Annotated in this window: 19 protein-coding genes; 14 read left to right on the top strand and 5 right to left on the bottom strand. The window is 74.7% G+C overall.

The window, feature by feature from the left end; genetic code table 11:
• Positions 1 to 186 precede the first annotated feature (186 nt).
• A complete protein-coding gene (locus Q0817_RS08405) occupies positions 187 to 1,620 on the bottom strand; it encodes an aldehyde dehydrogenase family protein (protein WP_298585713.1) in 1,434 nt (477 codons plus the stop codon).
• Positions 1,621 to 1,798: 178 nt separating this feature from the next.
• On the opposite strand from Q0817_RS08405, the gene Q0817_RS08400 reads away from it, so the two are divergent.
• Positions 1,799 to 3,352: a GMC family oxidoreductase gene (locus Q0817_RS08400; protein WP_298585712.1), complete on the top strand. Its 1,554-nt coding sequence runs from the start codon at positions 1,799 to 1,801 to the stop codon at positions 3,350 to 3,352.
• 42 nt (positions 3,353 to 3,394) lie between these two features.
• Here Q0817_RS08400 and Q0817_RS08395 read toward each other — a convergent pair whose 3' ends face one another.
• Both Q0817_RS08395 and Q0817_RS08390 read right to left on the bottom strand, forming a co-directional pair.
• Positions 3,395 to 4,186 carry a nitroreductase family protein gene (locus Q0817_RS08395; RefSeq protein ID WP_298585711.1) on the bottom strand — a complete coding sequence of 264 codons (792 nt, stop codon included), beginning with the start codon at positions 4,184 to 4,186 and terminating at the stop codon, positions 3,395 to 3,397.
• A gap of 66 nt (positions 4,187 to 4,252) precedes the next feature.
• Positions 4,253 to 4,639 carry a hypothetical protein gene (locus tag Q0817_RS08390; RefSeq protein ID WP_298585710.1) on the bottom strand — a complete coding sequence of 129 codons (387 nt, stop codon included), beginning with the start codon at positions 4,637 to 4,639 and terminating at the stop codon, positions 4,253 to 4,255.
• 129 nt (positions 4,640 to 4,768) lie between these two features.
• Between Q0817_RS08390 and Q0817_RS08385 the strand changes: the two genes are divergently transcribed.
• From Q0817_RS08385 to Q0817_RS08365, 5 genes are all read left to right on the top strand, one after another.
• Entirely contained in the window at positions 4,769 to 5,536 is a 768-nt protein-coding gene (locus Q0817_RS08385) for a methyltransferase domain-containing protein (RefSeq protein WP_298585709.1), read from the top strand.
• 54 nt (positions 5,537 to 5,590) lie between these two features.
• A complete protein-coding gene (locus Q0817_RS08380) occupies positions 5,591 to 6,811 on the top strand; it encodes an NAD-dependent epimerase/dehydratase family protein (protein ID WP_298585708.1) in 1,221 nt (406 codons plus the stop codon).
• Between the two features lie 8 nt (positions 6,812 to 6,819).
• Positions 6,820 to 7,971 (top strand): glycosyltransferase, encoded by a 1,152-nt coding sequence (locus tag Q0817_RS08375; protein WP_298585707.1) that lies wholly within the window; start codon positions 6,820 to 6,822, stop codon positions 7,969 to 7,971.
• 115 nt (positions 7,972 to 8,086) lie between these two features.
• Entirely contained in the window at positions 8,087 to 9,496 is a 1,410-nt protein-coding gene (locus tag Q0817_RS08370; protein WP_298585706.1) for an MBL fold metallo-hydrolase, read from the top strand.
• 411 nt (positions 9,497 to 9,907) lie between these two features.
• Entirely contained in the window at positions 9,908 to 10,735 is an 828-nt protein-coding gene (locus Q0817_RS08365; protein WP_298585705.1) for a hypothetical protein, read from the top strand.
• A gap of 62 nt (positions 10,736 to 10,797) precedes the next feature.
• Here the strand turns inward: Q0817_RS08365 and Q0817_RS08360 are convergent, their stop codons facing one another.
• Positions 10,798 to 11,877, bottom strand: a complete 1,080-nt coding sequence (locus Q0817_RS08360; RefSeq protein ID WP_298585704.1) for an aromatic acid exporter family protein — start codon at positions 11,875 to 11,877, stop codon at positions 10,798 to 10,800.
• A 76-nt stretch (positions 11,878 to 11,953) separates the two neighbouring features.
• Here Q0817_RS08360 and Q0817_RS08355 point away from each other — a divergent pair, with 76 nt between their 5' ends.
• The 5 genes from Q0817_RS08355 (at position 11,954) to Q0817_RS08335 (ending at position 16,610) form a co-directional block, all read left to right on the top strand.
• Positions 11,954 to 12,364 carry a CrcB family protein gene (locus Q0817_RS08355; protein WP_298585703.1) on the top strand — a complete coding sequence of 137 codons (411 nt, stop codon included), beginning with the start codon at positions 11,954 to 11,956 and terminating at the stop codon, positions 12,362 to 12,364.
• Positions 12,361 to 12,732, top strand: a complete 372-nt coding sequence (locus Q0817_RS08350; RefSeq protein WP_298585702.1) for a CrcB family protein — start codon at positions 12,361 to 12,363, stop codon at positions 12,730 to 12,732. The genes Q0817_RS08355 and Q0817_RS08350 overlap by 4 nt, the downstream gene beginning before the upstream one ends.
• Positions 12,733 to 12,951: 219 nt before the next feature.
• Entirely contained in the window at positions 12,952 to 15,477 is a 2,526-nt protein-coding gene (locus Q0817_RS08345) for a glycoside hydrolase family 3 C-terminal domain-containing protein (protein ID WP_298585701.1), read from the top strand.
• A gap of 72 nt (positions 15,478 to 15,549) precedes the next feature.
• The gene (locus Q0817_RS08340) at positions 15,550 to 16,188 is read left to right on the top strand and encodes a TetR/AcrR family transcriptional regulator (protein ID WP_298585700.1); all 639 of its coding nucleotides are present in this window, start codon (positions 15,550 to 15,552) and stop codon (positions 16,186 to 16,188) included.
• 164 nt (positions 16,189 to 16,352) lie between these two features.
• On the top strand, positions 16,353 to 16,610 hold the full coding sequence (locus tag Q0817_RS08335) for a DUF6480 family protein (RefSeq protein WP_298585699.1): 258 nt from the start codon (positions 16,353 to 16,355) through the stop codon (positions 16,608 to 16,610).
• 71 nt (positions 16,611 to 16,681) lie between these two features.
• Here the strand turns inward: Q0817_RS08335 and Q0817_RS08330 are convergent, their stop codons facing one another.
• Positions 16,682 to 17,536, bottom strand: a complete 855-nt coding sequence (locus Q0817_RS08330) for a VOC family protein (RefSeq protein ID WP_298585698.1) — start codon at positions 17,534 to 17,536, stop codon at positions 16,682 to 16,684.
• Positions 17,537 to 17,855: 319 nt separating this feature from the next.
• On the opposite strand from Q0817_RS08330, the gene Q0817_RS08325 reads away from it, so the two are divergent.
• The 3 genes from Q0817_RS08325 to Q0817_RS08315 all read left to right on the top strand — a co-directional run bounded on the left by Q0817_RS08325 (position 17,856) and on the right by Q0817_RS08315 (position 21,183).
• Positions 17,856 to 18,854: a zinc-dependent alcohol dehydrogenase family protein gene (locus tag Q0817_RS08325; RefSeq protein ID WP_298585697.1), complete on the top strand. Its 999-nt coding sequence runs from the start codon at positions 17,856 to 17,858 to the stop codon at positions 18,852 to 18,854.
• A gap of 157 nt (positions 18,855 to 19,011) precedes the next feature.
• Positions 19,012 to 19,527 (top strand): flavodoxin domain-containing protein, encoded by a 516-nt coding sequence (locus Q0817_RS08320; protein ID WP_298585696.1) that lies wholly within the window; start codon positions 19,012 to 19,014, stop codon positions 19,525 to 19,527.
• Between the two features lie 57 nt (positions 19,528 to 19,584).
• Positions 19,585 to 21,183, top strand: coding sequence for a DUF4389 domain-containing protein (locus tag Q0817_RS08315; protein WP_298585695.1), 1,599 nt, complete (start codon positions 19,585 to 19,587; stop codon positions 21,181 to 21,183).

Raw genomic sequence — 21,183 nt, 5'->3', positions numbered from 1 at the left:
AGCAGCTCCCACCGCTGAGCAGCGCTGAAGTGCTGCCGACGGGAAACACGCACTGGAACATCCATGACGGACACCTTTCCCGCCCCCAGTGTGTCGCACACCAGGCTGACACACAGGGGAAATCCGTCGGTCTCGGGCGGAACCGGTGAGTTCGGCGAAGAGGGCGAGGGTGGGGTGGGGGCTCCGTCAGAAGGAGATGACCTTCGGGACGCCGAACGCCTTGAGGCCCTCCACGCCGAACTCCACGCCGAAGCCGGAGCCCTTGATCCCGCCGAAGGGCATGCGCGGGTCGATCGCGCCGTGCTTGTTGATCCACACCGTGCCGGCCTGGATCCGTGCGGCGACCTCCCGGGCGCGGTCGGTGTCGGAGCCCCACACCGAGGCGCCGAGTCCCACGTCCAGGCGGTTGGCCATGCGCACGGCCTCGTCCACCGAGGAGTACTTCACGATGGGCAGGGCCGGCCCGAACTGCTCCTCGGTCACGAGGGGGTTGTCGTCGTCGAGATCGGCCACCAGGGTCGTCGGGTAGAAGTGCCCCGGCTGGTCCGCGACCGGGTCCCCGCCGAGCAGCACCCGCCCCCCGCCGGCCCTGGCCTTCTCCACGAGGTCGGCGACGATCTCGAACTGCGACCTGTTCTGCAGGGGGCCGAGGACGTTGCGCTCGTCCCGGCCCTCGCCCATCGGCATGGCCGCCGCGACCTCGGTGAGGGACTCGCACACGGCGTCGTAGACGTCCTCGTGGACGTACAGGCGCTTGAGCGCCGCACAGGTCTGGCCCGTATTGATGAACGCACCCCAGAACAGGCCCTCGGCGATGGCCTGCGGATCGGCGTCCGGGAGCACGATGCCCGCGTCGTTGCCGCCCAGCTCGAGGGTCAGCCGGGTCAGGGTGTCCGCGGCCGAGCGCATGATCGCCTTGCCGGTGGCGGTCGACCCGGTGAACGTCAGCTTGTCCACGCCGGAGTGCTGGGACAGCGCCTCGCCGATCTCCCGGCCGCCGGGGACCACGGTGACGAGCCCCTCGGGCAGCACCTGGTTCAGGACGTGCACCAGCCCCAGGACGGAGAGCGGCGTGTACTCGGAGGGCTTGAGCACCACGGTGTTGCCCATGCGCAGCGCCGGGGCGATCTGCCAGACGGAGATCATCATCGGCCAGTTCCAGGGACCGATCGCCCCGACGACGCCGATGGGGTCGTACGTGAGGACCGCGGTGCCGGACTCGTCGTCGAAGACCGTCTCGGGCTCGAGGGGCAAGGACGCCGCCGCGCGCATCCAGGCCGCCGCGCCGCCGACCTCGAACATGGCGTTCGGCCCGTGGTGCACCGGCTTGCCCTGCTCGCGCGAGAGCAGCTCGGCGAGCGCCGGGGCGTTCGCCTCGATTGCGTCGGCGGCCCGGTACAGCAGCGCGGAGCGCTCGGCGTCCGGGACGGCGGCCCACTCGGCCTGCTCCTGCCGGGCCCGGGCCAGGGCCTGCTCCAGCTCCTCCACCGTGGACTCGTGGACGCGGCCGACCAGCTCCCCGGTGGCCGGGTCGAGGATCTCGCGGCCCTCCGGGTCGGTGACGGCGGCGAGCAGGTCCGCGTAGGTCGTGGTGGTCGAGGATGCGGTCGTGGTGCTCACGGGATCTCCTTCGGGAGGTGCGGATCAGTGCTGCCCCCATGGTGACCCAGGACACGTCGCCGCGGCTTGTCCGTGCGAGCACGCCTCTTGACCCACAGCGCGGATTCCCGCGCTGTGGGTCAAGTGCCGTGCACGCCGCGACAAGGCGCCGCGGTGTGCCCGGGATCACACTGGGGCCATGAGCAACGAGACTGCCCAGACCTACGTCGTCGTGGGCGCCGGCACCGCCGGCAGCATCCTGACCCGCCGCCTCCTGGACGCCGGCCACGAGGTGGTCCTCCTCGAGGCCGGCGGCAGGGACCTCAACCCGGCGATCCACCTGGTGTCCCGCCTGGGCGAGCTGTGGCACTCGCCGGAGGACTGGGACTACTTCACGGTGCCCCAGCGGCACGCGGACGGCCGGGTGATCCACTGGCCGCGCGGCCGCGTGCTCGGGGGCTCCCACGCGCTCAACGCCACGATCTGGGTGCGCGGGGCGGCGCAGGACTACGACGCCTGGGCCGCGGACGGCTGCCCGGGATGGGGCTGGGAGGACGTGCTGCCGTGGTTCCAGGCGGTCGAGGCCTACGTCCCGCCCGCCGGCGCGGTCCCGGACGGGAGCCGGGGCACCGACGGCCCGGTTCCCGCGGTGCAGGACTACCCGCTCAACCCGATCTTCGAGTCCATCATCGAGGCCGCCGAGCACGTGGGCGTGCCCTACAACGAGGACTACAACGCCGGCGCGCTCGACGGCGTCTCCCAGCAGCAGATCAACGTCCGGGACGGACGGCGCTTCAACACGTACATGGCGTACGTGGCGCCGGTGGAGGGCGACCCGCGGCTGACGGTCCGCACCGGCGTGCTCCTGCAGAAGGTGCTGCTCGAGGACGGCCGCGCGGTCGGCGTGGCCGTCGTGCCCCTCGACGACCCGGACGGCGTCCCCGAGGAGATCCGCGCCGACGAGGTGATCCTGTGCGCCGGGGCGCTCGACTCCCCCAAGATCCTCCTGCGCTCCGGGATCGGCCCGGCCGAGCACCTCACCGACGTCGGCGTCCCCGTGGCCCACGACCTGCCCGGGGTGGGCGCCAACCTCCACGACCACCTGCTGGCCCCGGTCATCGCCGAGGCGACGAGCCGCACCATCGAGCACCCCGAGAGCGACTGGTCCGTCACCCAGACCCACCTGTTCTGGCGCTCCCGGCCGGACCTGGACGCCCCCGACACGCAGCCGATCCACTTCTCGGTCCCGATGTACGACGACGGGATGACGGGGCCGGCGAACGCCTTCACGCTGCACGCGGGGCTCGTCCGCCCGCACTCCCGGGGCACGGTGCGCCTCACCGGGCCGGGAGTCTCCGACCCCGTGGAGCTCGACCCGAACATCTTCGACGACCCGCGCGACCGCGAGGCCCTGCTGGCGTCCTTCCGGCAGGCCCGCGCCATGGTCGGGGCGCCGCCGCTGGCGGAGCAGTGGGGAGCCGTCGAGGTCCACCCCGGGACGGAGGTGCGCACCGAGGACGAGGAGGTCGCCTACGTCAACCGCTTCGTGACCACCTACCACCACCAGGTCGGCACGTGCCGCATGGGCACCGGCCCGGACGCGGTGGTCTCCCCCGACGACCTGCGCGTGCACGGGATCGACCGCCTGCGGGTCGTGGACGCCTCGGTCATGCCGCGGGTGCCGAGCGGCAACACCAACGCGCCCACGGCGATGATCGCGGAGCGCGCCGCGTCCCTCATCACCGGAGGGTGACGGCGTCGCCCGGCCCGGGGGCGGGCCCGTGCGGAGCGACGCTCAGTCGTCCCAGCCCTGCTGCGGCGTGGCGCAGGACTCCCGGAACACGTACTGGGAGATCCGGCGCCGCTCCCGGCTGGACCAGTCGATCGCCGGGCGGCGGTGCTCCTCCGGGACGTAGCCCAGACGGTAGACGGCCATGAGCTCGAGGTCCTCCGGCACGTGCAGGAGGTCCACGATCTCGGCCCACCGGGCGGGGGCCTCCATGGGGAAGGAGATGAACTGGATGCCCATGCCGAGCTCCACGGTGGTCAGCCACAGGTTCTCCATGGCCGCGCCCATCGAGAAGAGCGAGTAGAACCCGGAGAGCTCCCCCGGGCGGTACTCGCGGCGGTCGAGCATCACGCCGAGCAGCAGGGGGGACCCGGCCACGAGCTTGTGGTTCTCCGCCCCCAGGGTCTGCGGCACCCGCAGCCGGTTCATCATGGCCTGCCCGCCCGGGGTGAACGCCTTCTTGGTGAAGGGGCGCAGCACCGCGGGCAGCCTGTCGAAGAGCATCCCGAAGCGCTGCTCGTCCATCTCCTGCTTGCTGAAGCGGAAGTAGCGCTTGTACCGGTCGAAGAAGGACCCCTCCGCCATCACCTGCGTCATCGAATCGGCGCTGATCCGGGCGATCCGGTCGATGGTCCCCCGGTCCTCGATCAGCACGAAGCGCCACGGCTGGCTGTTGAACTGGGAGGGCGCGGCCGCGGCCGTGCGCAGCAGCAGCTTCTGGTGCTCCGGGGACACCCGGTCCGGCAGGAACGGGCCGTTGGTGGTGCGGCGGTTGAAGACGACGTCGAGGAACTCCATGTGCTCTCCGGTCAGATCGGTCGGGTCGGGCGGATCGGGTGGGTCGGATCGGTCGGCTCGGGCAGGTCAGCCCGCACGGGCGGCGCGGGCCCGGACCAGGGCCGCTGCGTAGAACGGCGCCGCGGACAGCGCCGCGAGCGCGTGGCGGCGCGGGTGCCCCTGGGCGGGCGTGCCGATGTGCGGCAGAACGGCCAGGGGCAGCAGCGCCGGCACCAGGGCCCGGCCCGCCGCGCGCCCCGAGGCGGTGGGCGAGCCGGCGGCGAGGACCGCGGCCAGCGCCGTCGTCGTGGTGGTGGCGATGTAGAGGGCGTGGTGGATCCAGCGGAACCGGCCCGTGCGCACGAGCCCGGCGCCCACGGACGCGCCCAGGGCCGCGTTGGCGGCCCAGCACCCGCCCGCGAGGCCGATCCACGGAGCGGGCGACGAGCCCGCGGCACGCACGGTGTGTCCCACGCGGTCCCCTTCTCCCGTCCGCTCCGGCCCGGCGCCGGCAGAGATCCCCAGTCTAGTGACGGCGCCGCGCGCCGCTCCCGGCCCGCCGTGCTCCTTGGCGGATCGTGTCGGCCCGCGGAGAATGGGCAGATGCCCTCCGTCCTGCCGCGCGCCCGGCCCGACCTCTCCCGGCGGGACGCCGAGCTGCGCGAGCTGATGGACGACCCCTGCTGCGACCTCGCCGCGCTGGAGCGCACCTACGCGCGCTTCGACGTCGTCAACTTCCTGGTCGCCGGGTGGTCCACCACGTACCGGCGCAGGATCCGGCCCCTCGCCGCGCACGGCCGGCCGCTGACCCTCCTGGACGTCGGCTCCGGCGGCGGGGACGTGGCGCGCGCCCTGGCCCGGTGGGCGCAGCGGGACGGGGTCGACCTGCGGATCACCGGCATCGACCCGGACGCCCGCGCCCACGAGTGGGCCTCGGCGCGGACCGCCCGCTGGTCGGCGCGGCACCCGGGAGCAGCGCCCCCGGTCTTCCGGCGGGTCACCAGCCGGGAGCTCGTCGCGGCCGGCGAGACGTTCGACGTCGTGGTCTCCAACCACCTGCTCCACCACCTGGACCCCGGGCCCGTGCGGGAGCTCGTGGCGGACTCCGAGCGGCTGGCCGGCCGGCTCGTGGTGCACAACGACCTCGTGCGCAGCCCGGCGGCCTACCGGCTGTACTCGGTGGGCGTCCTGCCCCTGGCCCCGGGCTCCTTCCTGCGCACCGACGGGCTGCGGTCCCTGCGCCGCGCCTATCTGCCCCACGAGCTGCGCGAGCTGACCGGCCCGGGCTGGGAGGTCCGCCCCGGTTCGTTCGGGCACCAGCAGCTGGTCCGGGACCGTTCACTCCCGGTTCACCCGCGTCCTCCACGCTGAGGCCGACACCCACCCGACGGGTCCGGCACCGGCCGGGCCGGGAACGGAGAACCAGTGAAGATCGCGATCCTCGGTGGTGACGGCTTCTGCGGCTGGCCCGCCGCCCTGCACCTGTCCGCGCGCGGCCACGACGTGGTCGTGGTCGACAACCTCTCCCGCCGCGCCATCGACTCTCAGCTCGGCACGGAGTCGCTGACCCCCATCCGCGGCCTCGACGAGCGCCGGGCGGCGTGGGCGGAGTGCACGGGCCGGCGGATCGGCGCGGCCGGGATCGACCTCGCCGAGGACTACGAGGCGTTCCTCGACCTCCTCGTCATCGAGCGCCCGGACGCCGTGGTGCACTTCGCGGAGCAGCGGGCGGCGCCGTTCTCCATGAAGAGCCCGCGCACCAAGCGCTACACCGTGGACAACAACGTCAACGCCACCCACAACGTGCTGTGCGCGATCGTGGAGTCCGGCCTCGACGTCCACCTCGTGCACCTGGGCACCATGGGCGTCTACGGGTACGGCACCGCCGGGATGCGGATCCCGGAGGGGTATCTGGACGTGGAGGTCCCCGGCCCCGACGGCAGCGTCCCCCAGCAGATCCTCTACCCCTCCCAGCCCGGCTCGCTCTACCACATGACCAAGGTCCTGGATCAGGCCATGTTCGCCTTCTACGCCAAGAACGACGGGCTGCGGATCACCGATCTGCACCAGGGCATCATCTGGGGCACCAGCACCGCGGAGACCGCGCTCGACGAGCGGCTCGTCAACCGCTTCGACTACGACGGCGACTACGGCACGGTCCTCAACCGCTTCCTCGTCCAGGCGGCGGTCGGCCACCCGCTGACCGTGCACGGCACCGGCGGGCAGACCCGCGCGTTCATCCACATCCAGGACATGGTCCGGTGCGTGGAGCTCGCTCTCACCCACCCCCCGGCGGCCGGCGACCGCGTGAAGATCTTCAACCAGATGACGGAGACCCACCGGGTGCGCGACCTCGCCCATCTCGTGGCCGGGCTCACCGGCGCGGTGGTGGAGATGGTCCCCAACCCCCGCCAGGAGTCCGCGGAGAACGACCTGCACGTCGACAACGACGCGTTCCTGGACCTCGGGCTGCGGCCCACCACCCTCTCGGAGGGCCTGCTGCTGGAGGTCGAGGAGGCCGCCGTGCGCTGGGCCCACCGCGTGGACCTCTCCCGCATCCCGGCGACGTCCGTGTGGAACGCCCGCCGGCGCCCGGGGGTCCCGTCGCGGCCGGTCCGCCCCGCGGCCGTGGGCGTCGGCGCCTGAGCCGGCGGATGCGGATCGCGCTGTACACGGACGTCTTCGTCCCGAACGTCGACGGTGTGGTGACGCGCCTGACCCGCACCCTCGACGAGCTCGGGGACCTGGGCCACGAGGTGCTCGTGCTCACGCCGGGACACCCGCCCGAGCACTGGGGTCCGCACCGGGTGGTCAGGGCCCCCTCCGTGGCGTTCCCCTGGTACCGGGACGTCCGGGGAGGCCTGCCGTCCCCGCGGGTCGAGCGCGCCGTGTCGGCGTTCCGCCCCGACGTCGTGCACGCCGTGAACCCGGTCTGGTTCGGTGCGTGGGGTGCTCTCTCGGCGCGGGCGCGGGGCCTGCCGCTGCTCGCGTCCTTCCACACCGACGTCCCGCAGTACCTGGGCGTGTTCGGGCTGGGAGCCCTGCGCCGACCCGTGGAGCGGTGGATCCGCACGACCCACAACCTCGCCGAGGTCACCCTGTGCACGTCGGGTCCCATGGTGGAACGGGCCGCGGCCCTGGGCGTGCGTGACGTGGCGCTGTGGCCCAAGGGCGTCGACACGGAGCTGTTCCACCCCGCGAAGGCGTCTCCCGCGATGCGACGCCGGCTCACGGACGGGCACCCCGGGGAGCATCTGGTGCTGTCCGTGGGACGGCTGTCGAAGGAGAAGAGCGTGGAGGCCCTCCTGGAGCCGCTCCGGCGGCTGCCGGGCACCCGGCTCGCCGTGGTGGGCGACGGCCCGCACCGGGCGGAGCTGGAACGGCGCTTCGCGGGCACCCCCACGGTCTTCCCGGGCCGGCTCGCCGGGGAGGAGCTGGCGGCCGCGTACGCCTCGGCGGACGTGTTCGCGTTCCCGTCCAGCACCGAGACCCTGGGGCTGGTGGCCCTGGAGTCCCTGGCGAGCGGGGTCCCGGTGGTCGGCGCCCGGGCCGGTGGGATCCCGTTCGCGGTGCACGACGGGCGGACCGGGCTGCTCGTGCCGCCCGGCGACGCGGACGCGCTCACCCACGGTCTGGTCCGGCTGCTCGACGACGCGGGTCTGCGCGCGCGGATGGGCGCGGCCGGCCGGGCCGAGGCCGAGGGCCTCGGTTGGCGGGCCGCGACCGAGTTCCTCGTGGCGTCCTACCACGAGGCGGTCGACCGGCACCGGAGCCGCAGGAAGCCGCCCCGGCACCCCGCTGCGTAGATACCCTGGGGGGTACTTGCGCGATACCCCCAGGGGTATTATCGTTGTGCTCAGGACGACGCGGGGAACCCCACCCGGGGAACGTGTCAACAGCCACCGAACGAAGGAGAGATTCATGCTGATCGAGCGCATCTACGACGAGGACCTCGCCCAGGCCAGCTACTTCATCGGGTGCCAGCGCACCGGCCAGGCGCTGGTGGTCGACGCCCGCCGCGACATCGACGTCTACCGGGACATGGCCGCGAAGAACGGCATGGAGATCACCGCGGTCACCGAGACCCACATCCACGCCGACTACCTCTCCGGCACCCGCGAGCTGGCCGCGGCCACCGGCGCGGACATCCACGTCTCCGGCGAGGGCGGGGAGGACTGGCAGTACGAGTTCGAGGCCGCCCGCCTGCACGACGGCGACGAGATCCGCATCGGCAACATCGTGGTGAAGGCCGTGCACACCCCGGGCCACACCCCCGAGCACCTGTCCTTCCTGGTCACCGACGGCGCCTTCGCCGACGCCCCCGGGTACATGCTCACCGGCGACTTCGTGTTCTCCGGCGACCTGGGCCGCCCCGACCTGCTGGACGAGGCCGCCGGCGGGGTGGACACCCGCTTCCTCGGCGCGAAGCAGATGTTCGCCAGCCTCAAGGAGAAGTTCCTGACCCTGCCCGACCACGTCCAGGTCTTCCCCGGCCACGGGGCCGGCTCGGCCTGCGGCAAGGCGCTGGGCGCGATCCCCTCCACCACGGTGGGCTACGAGCGCCTCTACGCCTGGTGGGGCCCCTACCTGGCGGCCGATGACGAGGCCGGCTTCGTCGCCGAGCTGCTCGAGGGCCAGCCCGACGCCCCGTTCTACTTCGGGCGGATGAAGAACCAGAACCGCCGGGGCCCGGCCGTCATGGGCGAGCGGGCACCCCTGCCCGAGCTCGACGTGCAGCAGGTCGCGCAGCAGCTGGCCGCCGACGAGGTGACCTTCGTGGACACCCGCTCCGCGGACGAGGTGCACACCGGGACCGTGACCGGGGCGCTGAACATCCCGGCCGGCAAGTCCATCGCGACCTTCGGCGCCTGGGCCGTGAACCCGGAGGCCGACTCCCGCCCGCTGGTGCTGCTGGCCTCCGACCAGGAGGCGGCCCAGGAGTTCTGGGACCACCTGGTGCGCGTGGGCATCGACGCCGTGGCCGGCTACGTCACCGGGATCGAGGGCCTGCCGCAGTCCACTCCGCAGCTGGTCTCCCCCGAGGAGGTCGAGGCCTTCGACAAGGCCGTACTGCTGGACGTGCGCGCCGTCAGCGAGCACGCCGCCGGCTCCGTCCCCGGCTCCACCCAGCTGCACGGCGGCCGGGTCCTGTGGAACCTGGACCGGCTCCCGACCCAGGGCACGGTCGTGACCTACTGCCAGAGCGGTCTGCGCAGCTCGGTCGTGGCCTCCACCCTGCGCCACGCCGGCTACGACGTCGTGGAGCTCGAGGGCTCCTACGCCGCCTGGGCCGCCCGGCAGGGGAGCCTGCAGGCCACTCCCGCCGGCTGATACCGCGCTCCGCTGCGGCGGAGAGCCTCCCCGCGACGCCGCGTCCCCCGGGTGCCACCGCACCCGGGGGACGCGGCGTGCCCGGGCCCGTCCTGCGCGCGCGGGACGAGGCCCGGGCGTCCTACCGCCCCCCGGAGCGCCCCGGGCGCAGACCCGGCCCCGGTTCGCCCGGGCCTCGTGTTCACTATTGCCAACGCAGGCTACCGGCGCGTATTTTGACGGCACAGCAGTCCGTCGGACGCGCTTCCGGATCTCCGCGAGCTCCACGGTGCACGCCGCACGACCAGCAGCACGACAATTCCTGTCGCCCCGCCCGCACGCGCGGATCGGCGACGCCGGGGGGAGGTCTGCCGCGCGCTGCCGGCCGCGGGGTGGTCCCGGGCCGAGGACCGAGCACAGGAGACACAGGACATGACTGCTGGAAAGACGTGGGCGGCCACGGGCGCCGCCGCCGCGATGCTGGCCGGAGGCCTCGTCGTGGGCACCCCGGCCGCCCTCGCCGCACCCGGGGACCCCGCCTGCCTGCAGGCCACGGCGCAGCTGGACACCGCGCTGACCGGGGCGGGCCTCACGCCCGACACGCTCGCGGCGCTCGGCTCCTCGGCCGAGGCCGTGGCCGCCGCGGAGGCCCAGTACGCCGCGCTCGTGGGGGACGTCGGCGGGCCGAGCCTGCAGGAGCTGGAGGCGGCCGGTGCCGCACTGATGGCCGCCCGGGAGTCCGGCGACCCGGAGGCCGTCGCCCAGGCCGAGGCCCGCCTCGTCGAGCTCGACCAGGAGCTCGCCGCCGCGCTCGGCACGCTCGACCCCGCCGTCGCCGAGCAGGCCCTCGCCGACGCCGCCGTGGCGTTCGAGGCGCTCCTGGCGCAGCTGGCCGTCGACGAGGCCACGGTCGAGCAGTTCCTCGTGCTCCTCGAGCAGGCCGTCGTGGCCTGCGAGAGCCCCGCCCCGGTGGTCCCGGCGCCGGCCGCGCCCCCGGCGCTCCCCGCACCGCCCGCGCCGGTCGAGGCCGCCCCGGTGGAGGTCGCACCGCCCCCCGTCGCACCCGTCGTGGAAGCACCAGTCGTGGCGGCGCCCGTCGAGACCGCGCCCGCGGCCGTCAACCCCGGCCTCAATCTCCAGACGGCCGCCGCGGAGCCGGAGCAGCGCCCCGGCACCGGCCTCCTGGCCGGTCTGCTCGCCGCGGGGATCGCCGCGAGCGCGGCGGGCGCGCTGCTCCTGCGGCGGCGCAGCCGGGCCTGAGCCGCCCGCCGTCCGGGGCCCGGGGGTCCCGGACGGCGCCGCGGCCGGGTCGACCGGGGGCGTCAGCCCCGGGTCACGGCGCTGCTGCCGGCCGTCGGGGCGGTCGGCGGGTCCAGGACCGCCACGAGCCGGGCGAGGTCCTGGGCGGCGGCCATGACGAGCTGGTCCTCCGCCCGCGAGGGGTCGGTGAGGTCGGCGTGGAGCCGTCCCACCAGGGAGCGGACCCGCTCGGCCGCCTCCTCCGGATCCTCACTGTCGGCCCACGCGCGCACCGCGTCGGCGGCGGACTGCACCGCTTCGGCGAGCCGGGCGCTCAGGGCCACGGGCACGAGCCAGTCGTGCTGCTGGTGGTCGTAGAGCTCGCGCACCGCGTCCGTGAAGCCCCGGAGGTGGAAGATCACGTTCTCGAGCTTCAGCAGGGAGTCGTATCCGGGGTCGGTCGAGTCCGCGGGGCGGCGCCGGCGGCGGAGCATCATCCGGGGGTTGCCGCGGGCGCTGCGCGCCGACTCGTCGACCGCCTCGCGCACCTCGCCGGTGATCCGCACCAGCGCGTGGTTGCGCTGGCGCCAGTCCCGCCCCCCGGTGGTCCCGGGCTCCGCGAGTTCCCCGGCGACGTCCTCGAGGTAGTCGACGACGACGTTCTGCAGCCGGTCGAGCTGCAGGCGAGCGGTGCGGAAGTCCAGGGGCGGGATGACCGTCACGTTGACGAGCAGGCCGATCGCGACGCCCACGGACATCTGCACGAGGAAGCCGGCCGAGAAGCCCTCGGCGTCCTGGCCCCCGACGATGAGGACGAAGAGGGCGCCGACCGGGACGTACTCCGCCCCGGCCCCGAGCTGGCGGACGCCCGCCAGGAGGACGCCCAGGCCGACCGCCACCGAGACCGTCACGAGGTTGGGGTCACCGACCAGCAGGACTCCTGCGGCCAGCATGATCCCCAGGGCGATGCCGGCCACCGTCTGCAGCCCCGCGCGCACCGAGCCCAGCACGGTCGGGTACATCGCGGAGATCGCGCCCAGCGGGGCGTAGTACGGGTAGTCGTCGATCACCCCGGGCATCCGCTGGGCCACGACCCAGGACAGGGCCACGGCGAGCGAGGTCTTGAGGGCCAGGAGGATCCGGGCGCCGCGTATCGTCTGCACCCGGACATCCTACGGACCCGCCGGTAGGATCGAGCCGCCGACCGCTCCCCCGGGAGCCCGCCCCCGAGGAGTCCCCATGAGCCGACCGCCGCACCGGCGCCTGCTGCTGGTCCTCGCCGTGGGGGCCGGTGGGGCGCTGGGCACCGGCGCCCGCCACGGCCTCGCCCTGCTGCTGCCGACCGTGGCCGGCTGGCCGCTGGCCACCCTGGCGGCGAACCTGCTCGGGGCGTTCCTGCTGGGGATGCTCCTGGAGGCCCTCCTGCGGCGCGGCGCGGAGACGCCGCGCGGGATGCTGCTGCGCCTCGGCGTGGGCACCGGGGTCCTGGGCGGGTTCACGACGTTCTCCTCGCTCGCCCTCGAGGCGGAGCGGCTGCTGGCCGGCGGGTCCGCGGGGCAGGCCCTGGCCTACGTGGGGATCTCGCTGGGGTGCGGGTTCCTGGCCTGCCTCGCCGGCACCGCCCTCGCGGCCCGGGGGCGGCGCGCGTGACCGCCCTGCTGATCTGCCTCTTCGGCGGGCTGGGGGCGATGGCCCGGTTCGCGGTGGACGGGGCCGTGCGGCAGCGGTGGGCCACGTCCTTCCCCGCCGGCACCGTGGTCGTCAACGTGAGCGGCTCCTTCCTGGCCGGATTCCTGTCCGGCGCCGCGCTGGCCGGGACTCTGGGCGGGCCGGCCGCCGCGGCCTCCGTGATCGGCTTCTGCGGCGGGTACACGACCTTCTCCACCGCGATGGCCGACACCGTGCGGCTGGCCCGGGACGGGAGGGCGCTGCGCGCGGTGCTCAACGCCGCGGGCACCGGCGCGCTGACCGTGCTCGCTGTGCTCGCCGGGCTGGCCGCGGCCGGGCCGCTGCCCTGAGCTGCCCTGAGCGGCCCCGGGCGACATGGTCCGGCACCTCTGGTGATCTCCGTCACTTCATGGAATAGTGCGTACTCACTATTAGCGCCTCCGCCGATTGTCCTGGCGTTCCCGGCCGGTTCGTCGCCCAGCAGGGTGCCAACGCGGCCTCCTCCTGACCGCGGCCGCCGCGCCGGCCGGCGCCCTCGTCGTCCTCCCCATCAGGAAAGCGAAGTGATCATGACCGACACGACCCGTCTCCTCGACCGCACCACCCGCCTGAGCGAGCTCGTGGGCCGCCTCTCCCTGGAGGAGAAGGTGCACCTGCTCACCGGCGAGACCGCCTTCACCCTGCCGGGCAACGACCGGGTCGGCCTCGCCCCGCTGGCCTTCTCCGACGGGCCCACCGGGGTGCGCGGGCTGAAGTTCATCGGCGGGGACGCCGTGGCCCTGTTCCCCAACGCCACGCTGATCGCCGGGGCCTGGGACGACGAGATCGCCGAGGAGGTGGGGCGGATGCTGGCCGAGGAGGCCCAGCGCCAGCAGATCCACGTGGTGCTCGGACCCACCATCAACCTGCACCGGAGCCCCTTGGGCGGGCGGCTGTTCGAGGCCTACTCCGAGGACCCGTACCTGACCGGGCGCACCGCCGCCGCCTACGTGGCCGGCATGCAGGGGCGCGGCACCGCCGCGTGCCTCAAGCACCTGGTGGCCAACGAGTCCGAGACGCTGCGCAACTTCATGGACTCCCGCGTCTCGGAGACCGCGCTGCGCGAGCTGTACCTGCTGCCCTTCGAGATGGCGGCGCAGGACGCGGGCGCCTGGTCGATGATGGCCGCCTACAACGACGTCAACGGGGTGCCCGCCACGGAGCAGGACCACGTGCAGAACGGGATCGTCAAGGGTGAGTGGGACTGGGACGGGCTGATCATGAGCGACTGGTTCGCCACCAAGCGCACCGCGGCCGCTGCCAACGGCGGCCTGGACCTCGTCATGCCCGGCCCCGGCGGGCCCTGGGGCGACCGCCTCGTGGCCGCGGTCCGGGCCGGCGAGGTCGCCGAGGAGACCGTGGACGAGCACGTGGTGCGGCTGCTGCGCCTGGCCGAGAGGGTCGGCGGGCTCACCCCCGAGGGGCAGCAGCCCCGCCCGTGGGCCCAGGACCTGCCCGCGGTGGACTCACCGGTGCGGAAGGAGCAGCTGCGCCGGATCGCGGCCCGCGGCATGACGGTCGTGGCCAACAACGGCGTCCTGCCCCTGGCCGCCGACGGGGAGGCCGACGACGCCGTGGCGCTGATCGGACGGCACGCGCTCGAGACCGTGGACATGGGCGGCGGCTCGGCGGTCGTCAACCCGCCCTACCAGTCCACCGTGGCCGAGGGCCTGACCGCGCTGCTCGGGGGCCGCGTGCGCGTGATCGACGGGCCGGCCGTGCGGGCCCGTCCCGTCGCCGCGGCCCCGGCCTTCCTCACGGACCCGGCCACCGGCGCCCCCGGGATGCAGGTGGTGCTGCTCGCCGCCGACGGCACGGAGCTGGACCGCCGGCACGAGGACTCCGCGGAGTTCTCGATCGGCTGGGACGACGACCTCGCCCAGGCCCCGGCCACCGCCGTGCTCACCACGACCCTGGCCAACGACGCCGGGCCGGTGCTGCTCGGGGCGGTCGGGGCCGGCACCTGGACCGTGACCAGCGGTGACCGGGAGGTCACGGCCGAGCTGCGCTTCGCGGGCAAGGACCCGGGCGAGACCATGCTCCGCCCGCCGGCCTTCGCCGAGACCGTCGAGCTGCCGGCCGGCGCCACCGTCACGGCCACCGTGGCCCTCGACCCGGTCGACTGGCGCGAGGTCCTGCTGGCGGACACCTCGCTCGGGCTGGCCGAGGAGAGCCACCTGCTGGACATGTCCGCCCTGGGCCGGACGGCCCTGGCGGCCGCCCCGGCACCGCGGCCCGACGAAGACCTGATCGCCGACGCCGAGCGCGCCGCCCGGGCCGCCGGCACCGCCGTCGTCGTCGTGGGCGTGACCGAGGAACAGGAGACCGAGGCGGCGGACAAGACGACCCTCGCCCTGCCCGGGCGCCAGGACGAGCTCGTCCACCGGGTCGCCGCGGCCGCGCGGCGCACCGTGGTGGTCGTCAACGCCGCCACCCCCGTGCTCATGCCGTGGCTGGAGCAGGTGGACGCGGTGCTGGTGGCCGGTCTGCCGGGCCAGGAGGGCGGGCACGCCGTGGCCGCCGCGCTGACCGGTGCGCTGGAGCCCACCGGGCGCCTGGTCACCAGCTACCCCGCCGCGGACGGGGCCGCCCCGGCGTGGGACGTGGTCCCGGACGAGAGCCTGGCCCTGCACTACGACGACGGCACGTTCGTCGGCCACCGCGGCTTCCACGCCGGCCACGCCCCCGCCCCGCTGTTCTGGTTCGGCCACGGCCTGGGCTACGGCACCTGGGCGTACGGGGCCGTGCGGGCCCACGAGGGCGAGGCCGGACTGGTGGTGGACGTCGAGGTCACGAACACCTCGGCGCAGGCCTCGCGGGAGACCGTGCAGGTCTACCTGGACCCGGCCGAGGACGACCAGCCGATCCGCCTGGCCGGCTACTGCGGCGTGGAGGTCCCCGCCGGGGCCACCGCCGTCGTCACGGTGACCTGCGACGAGCGGCTGCGCCGCCGCTGGGACGAGGCCACCGGCACCTGGGCGCCCCTGGCCGCAGGTGCCGACCTGGTCGTCGCCCGCGGGCTGGGCGACGTCCGGGCGCGGGTATCGTTGGGCTGAGTCCCTGAGGAGGCGGCCGTTCCCGCGGACGGCCGCCTCCTCGTCCGTCCCCACCGCACCCCAGGAGACGCCGTGTCCGCCGCCGCGCCCCGGTCCCCCCGCCGCAGCAGCGGACGCCCCCGGGGCGCGGACAGCACTGCCCGCCGGGAGGAGATCCTGGCCACCGCCGCGCAGCTGTTCTCGGCCGAGGGCTACCGCGGCACCTCGATGAGCGGGGTCGCCCGGGCCTGCGGAATGAGCCAGACGGGCCTCGTGCACTACTTCCCGACCAAGGACGACCTCCTGCAGGCCGTGATGGACCGCCGCGACGAGATCGACACCGCCCAGGTCCGGGCCCCGGCCGAGGGCCGGCCCCGCGGCTGGGAGTTCCTGGAGAGCCTCGTGGACCTCGTCCGCCACAACCAGGGGCAGCCCGGGATCGTGCGGCTGTTCACGACCATGGCCGGAGAAGCCGTGGACCCCGGGCACCCGGCGAACACGTGGCTGCGCCGCCACCACCGTGTCACCGCCGACCAGATCCGCGCGGCGCTGGCCGAGGCCGCCGAGGACGGCCGGCTGGCCGGGGACGCCCCGGTGGGCTCCATCGTCCGCACCGTCATCGCCGCCATGGACGGCCTGCAGATCCAGTGGCTCTCCGATCCCGGGTGCCCGGACATGGCCGAGGACTTCGCGGTGCTGGTCGACGCCCTCCGCCGCCGCTGGGGCGGCTGAGCAGCCGCTCCCCGGCGCAGTGCGCCCCGGACCCCGTCGCGCCGCTCGCGAGCGGGCGCCGGGGCCGGCGGTCCCCGGCACAGGACGACCCATTTCGCCAGCAGGCTTGCTATTCTGCTGGGAGCACCTGTCCCAGCACGTCCGACCGGAGAAAGCAGGACCCCGTGGCCGACATCGATCCCGAGCGCGCGCGCACCGACCCGAAGCAGGCCGGTGACGCCCTGAACGAGGAGTCCGGCCTGAGCATCGAAGGCGACACCCCGCCCGACGCCGGCTCGGGCGTGGGCCCCACCAACCACGAGCTCGACGTCGACCGGCCCGGCGACTCGGCGAAGGGGAAGATCGCGCTGGCGGTCGTCCTCGGCCTCGTGGTGCTGTTCGCGGTGCTGTGGTTCGTCGGCGCCGTCGTGGGCATGTTCTGAGGCCCCTGCCCTGACGCACCGGGCCGCCGCCTGACGCCTCGGCCGCAGGTTCGCCCGGGCGGGGGGCCCGCTCACGACCGCCCGGTGTCCTCGTCGGTGTCCTGGTCGGTGTCCTGGTCGTCCTCCTCGGTCCAGTCCTCCGAGGACGGGCCCATCATGGCGAAGCGCTCGCCGTCCGGGCCGGCGGCGAAGACCAGTTCCCCGTAGCCGAACTCCTCCGGCTCCCGGATCAGCGCGCCCCCCGCGGCGACGACCCGCTCGGCGGCGGTGTCGGCGTCGTCGACCTCGAAGCAGACCCACCACAGCGGCGGCGCCTCCTGCAGGTGGTCGACGTCCTCGGCAGGAACGCCGATCCCCCCGGCCGTACGGTCCATGCCCGGGACCGTGAACACCGCATACGCCTCGTGCCGCGTCCCGATGTCCTGGTACGTGTAGCCGAACACCTCGGCATAGAACCGCTCGGCGGCCGCCTGGTCGGAGGTCAGGAGATCGCACCAGGCCACGGTCCCGTGCTTGCCGACGATGCTGAAGCCGGTGTGCTCCTGCGGCTGCCACACGCCGAAGGCCGCCCCCGTGGGATCGATCCACACGCCCATGGTGCCGAAACGGCCCACGGCCATCGGCTCGAACAGCTGGCGGGCGCCGGCCGCCACCGCGGCCCTGCCCGTGGCCACGATGTCGTCGGACGCGAGGTAGACGGCCCACGCGTGCGGATCGTCCTCCATGTCGGGCAGCGCCGGCGACATCCCCGCCACCGGCTCGCCGTCCACCAGGGCGTTGCAGTAGCCGCCGTACGCCGGGTCCGAGGGCGTGAACCGCCACCCGAGCACGGAGGCGTAGAAGTCCATGGAACGGTCCAGGTCCGAGACCATGATGTCCGCCCAGCACGGAGCCCCCGTGGGCCATCGGTCGATGCGCTCGGTCATGCCTGAGTCCTCTCGTCGCGCGCCGGGGCACGTAGCGCCCGGGTGCCGGCGACGCGGGCCGCACCCGGTCGGTCCTTCGTCCCCCATGGTCGTCCCCCGCGCCCCGGTTGGGAACACCTCCCGCCGACATCCGCGGGCCGCCCACGCCCGGCGCTTCCCCCGTCCGGGCCGTCCCGCCGGCGCCGTGCGCGGTGGCCGGGACCGGGGCGTTAACATTCCTCGTTTCCTGACGGGACCTGTGATCCGTTCCTAGACTCGGAGCAGGACAGGGGTCACGGCCGCGGCCGGAGCCCTCCGCCGGGGGATCGACGAGGACGGCATGCGTGCGTGGTGGATCGACGAGCCCGGCCCCGCCGCCGGCGGGCCGATGCGGTTCGGACAGTGCCCCGACCCGGTACCGGGAGCAGGGGAGCTGCTCGTCCGGGTGCGGGCCTGCGGGGTGTGCCGCACCGATCTGCACCTCGTGGAGGGTGATCTCCCGCTGCACCGCGCGGGGGTGATCCCGGGCCACGAGATCGTCGGCGAGGTGGTGCGCCCGGGTCCCGGGTGCGCCCGGTTCCGGAATGGCGAGCGCGTGGGCGTCGCGTGGCTGCGGCACACCTGCGGACGCTGCCGCTTCTGCCGCCGCGGGCAGGAGAACCTCTGCACGGCGCCGCGCTTCACCGGGTGGGACCAGGACGGCGGCTACGCGGAGCTCACCCTGGTCCCCGAGGCCTTCGCCTACCGTCTGCCCGAGGAGTTCGACGACGAGCACGCGGCCCCGCTGCTGTGCGCCGGGATCATCGGCTACCGGGCGCTGCGGCGGGCCCAGCTGCCGCCCGGGGGCCGGCTGGGCATCTACGGCTTCGGGGCCTCCGCGCACCTCGCCGCCCAGGTCGCCCTGCACCAGGGCGCGGAGGTCCACGTCATGACCCGCTCGGCCGCGGCGCGCGAGCTGGCCCGCGAGCTGGGCGCCGCCTTCGTGGGCGAGGCCGACGAGCCTCCCCCGGTGCCGCTGGACGCGGCGATCCTCTTCGCCCCCGTGGGCACGCTCGTCCCCCCGGCGCTGCGCGCCCTCGACCGGGGCGGCACCCTCGCCGTCGCCGGGATCCACCTCAGCGACGTCCCGGCCCTCGACTACGCCGCGGAGCTCTTCCAGGAGCGGCAGCTGCGCAGCGTCACCGCCAACACCCGGCAGGACGGCGAGGAGTTCCTGCGGCTGGCCGCCCGGCTGAGGCTGCGCCCCACCACCGTCCCCTATCCCCTGCGCGCGGCCGACCGGGCCCTCGCGGACCTGGCCGCGGACCGGATCACGGGCGCCGCCGTCCTGCGCCTGTGAGCCGTGGCCCCGCGGACGACGCCGGCCGTGCGGGACGCCGGCCGTGCGGAAGGGACCGCGGGAAAAACCGCGGGGAAGGACCGCGGGGGAAGGAATCGCGGGGCAGGAACCGCACGGAGGAGTGCGCTTCGCACGGATCACAGAGAGGAGACCCGCCATGACCGTCCTGGTGGTCTACGAGTCCATGTACGGCAACACCCACCGGATCGCCGAGGCGATCGGGCGGGGGCTCACGGAGGGAGGAGTCCCCGCGGAGGTGCGCTCGACCGCCGAGGCGCAGCGGCATCCACCGGGCGCCGGGGACGTGCTGGTGGTGGGCGCCCCCACCCACGGCCACGGGCTGAGCCGGGAGAACTCCCGCGAGCAGGCCATGCGGGACGCCTCCCGCCACCACCTGGACGTGGACGGCTCCGCGACCGGTCCCGGGGTCCGCGAGTGGCTGGCCGCCCTCGACGCGCAGGGCGGACGGGCGACCGCCTTCGACACCCGGGTCAAGGGCCCGGCGATGCTCACCGGCCGCGCCTCGCAGAAGATCGTCCGCGCCCTCGAGGAGCACCGCTACGAGCTGGTCGCGGAGCCCGAGAGCTTCCTCGTGACCATGGGCAACGAGCTGGTCCCCGGTGAGGAGGAGCGCGCCGTCGCGTGGGGCCGCGGCCTCGCCGCCGCCCTCTGACCACCCGGACGCCCCGCCCCGGGCCCCGGCCACCCGTCCGACTCCTCAGGAGCTCCCATGAACGCCCACCCCGTCACCCACCCACCCCGCCCGGCCGGCCGGCACGGCGCCCCGCGCCGCACCAGACCCGGGCAGTGGGTGCTGCTGGTCCTGGGCGCCGTCCTGACCGCCCTGGGCCTGGGGGCGCTCGTCAGCGGTCTCGTCCTCGCCGGCGCCGCCGCGGCCCAGCAGGACGGGCGCTTCCTCACGACGTCCCCGGACCGGCACCAGACCATCACCTACGCCCTGGTCGGCCCGCCCGCCGTGCTCGACGTCGGCGACGCGCAGATCTCCCCCGTGCCCTTCCTCGACCAGCTCGGCCGGGTGCAGGTGCGCGTGACGGCGGCGGACCCGGAGCAGGAGATCTTCGTGGGCGTGGCCGGGACCGGCGACGTGGACCGGTACCTCGACGGCGTCGCCCACGCCGAGCTGGGCCGCGCCACGGAGTCCGGGGACGACACCGCGTCCCGTGTGCCCGGTGAGCGGGTGCCCGACCGGCCCGGGAACCAGACCTTCTGGGCCGACTCGGACCAGGGCACCGGCACCCGGGAGCTGACCCTGGACCTGCGCTCCGGGAGCTGGACGCTCGTGGTGATGAACGCCGACGCCACCCGGCCGGTCTGGGCGGACCTGCAGCTCGGGGCGCGCTCCGAGCTCCTCGGGCCTCTGGCCGGCGGTCAGCTGGTCGGCGGGCTGGTCGGGCTGGTCCTGGGCGTCCCGCTGCTGCTGCTCGGCGCCGCCGGACTGGGCCGGGACATCGACCCGCGCACGCCGCCGCGCGGCACGGGTCCGGGCGCGGCACTCGCCGGGGCCCCGGCCCGGGACGGGACCCCGCGGCAGGTCTCCCCCGTGCGCCTGACGGGCTTCCTCGACGCGGGGCTGTCCCGGTGGCTGTGGCTGGTCAAGTGGTTGCTGGTGATCCCGCACCTGATCGTGCTGGCCGTGCTGTGGTTCGCCCTCGGGGTCACCACGGTGGCCGCCGGGGTCGCCGTGCTGTTCACGGGCCGGTACCCGCCCTCGTGGTTCTCCTTCTGCGTGGGGGTCCTGCGGTGGAGCTGGCGGGTGGGGTTCTACTCGTACTCGGCCCTGGGCACCGACCGGTACCCGCCCTTCACCCTGGCCCGCGCGGACCATCCCGCGGAGCTCGAGGTCGCCTATCCGGAGCGGCTCTCCCGGGGGCTCGTGCTCGTGAAGTGGTGGCTCCTGGCGATCCCGCACCTGCTGATCCTCGGGGTGCTCGCGGGCGGCGGGAGCACGTGGAGCACCACCCGCAGCGGCGACGACGGCACGACGACCACCAGCTGGGGGCCGTCCCTGCTCGGGCTGCTCGTGCTCGTGGCCGCCGTGATCCTGCTCTTCACGGGCCGGTACCGTCCCGAGCTGTTCGCGCTGGTCGTGGGCATCAACCGCTGGGTCAACCGGGTCCTCGCCTACGTGCTGCTGATGCGGGACGAGTACCCGCCGTTCCGGCTCGACCAGGGGCCCGTGGAGCCCCAGCCCCACGGGACGGCGGCACCCTGGGCCCCTCCGCCGCAGCATCGGCCGGAGGACCGGCCGGACGACCGTCCGGGCGAGGGGCCGGAGCACGGACCGGGGCGCCAGGACCCGGCCCGCTGA

This window comes from uncultured Kocuria sp. (assembly GCF_947500125.1).
GTDB lineage: Bacteria > Actinomycetota > Actinomycetes > Actinomycetales > Micrococcaceae > Kocuria.
Note: the sequence above shows the minus strand (reverse complement) of the source record. Positions and strands in the feature narration are given on the sequence as shown.

Excerpts from the sequence above, each read along its gene's own strand:
- Q0817_RS08315 (WP_298585695.1), top strand. The coding sequence starts at position 19,585 with ATGAACGCCCACCCCGTCACCCACCCACCCCGCCCGGCCGGCCGGCAC.
- Q0817_RS08375 (WP_298585707.1), top strand. The coding sequence starts at position 6,820 with ATGCGGATCGCGCTGTACACGGACGTCTTCGTCCCGAACGTCGACGGT.
- Q0817_RS08320 (WP_298585696.1), top strand. The coding sequence starts at position 19,012 with ATGACCGTCCTGGTGGTCTACGAGTCCATGTACGGCAACACCCACCGG.
- Q0817_RS08370 (WP_298585706.1), top strand. The coding sequence starts at position 8,087 with ATGCTGATCGAGCGCATCTACGACGAGGACCTCGCCCAGGCCAGCTAC.
- Q0817_RS08365 (WP_298585705.1), top strand. The coding sequence starts at position 9,908 with ATGACTGCTGGAAAGACGTGGGCGGCCACGGGCGCCGCCGCCGCGATG.
- Q0817_RS08345 (WP_298585701.1), top strand. The coding sequence starts at position 12,952 with ATGACCGACACGACCCGTCTCCTCGACCGCACCACCCGCCTGAGCGAG.
- Q0817_RS08385 (WP_298585709.1), top strand. The coding sequence starts at position 4,769 with ATGCCCTCCGTCCTGCCGCGCGCCCGGCCCGACCTCTCCCGGCGGGAC.
- Q0817_RS08395 (WP_298585711.1), bottom strand. The coding sequence starts at position 4,186 with ATGGAGTTCCTCGACGTCGTCTTCAACCGCCGCACCACCAACGGCCCG.
- Q0817_RS08355 (WP_298585703.1), top strand. The coding sequence starts at position 11,954 with ATGAGCCGACCGCCGCACCGGCGCCTGCTGCTGGTCCTCGCCGTGGGG.
- Q0817_RS08330 (WP_298585698.1), bottom strand. The coding sequence starts at position 17,536 with ATGACCGAGCGCATCGACCGATGGCCCACGGGGGCTCCGTGCTGGGCG.
- Q0817_RS08325 (WP_298585697.1), top strand. The coding sequence starts at position 17,856 with ATGCGTGCGTGGTGGATCGACGAGCCCGGCCCCGCCGCCGGCGGGCCG.
- Q0817_RS08400 (WP_298585712.1), top strand. The coding sequence starts at position 1,799 with ATGAGCAACGAGACTGCCCAGACCTACGTCGTCGTGGGCGCCGGCACC.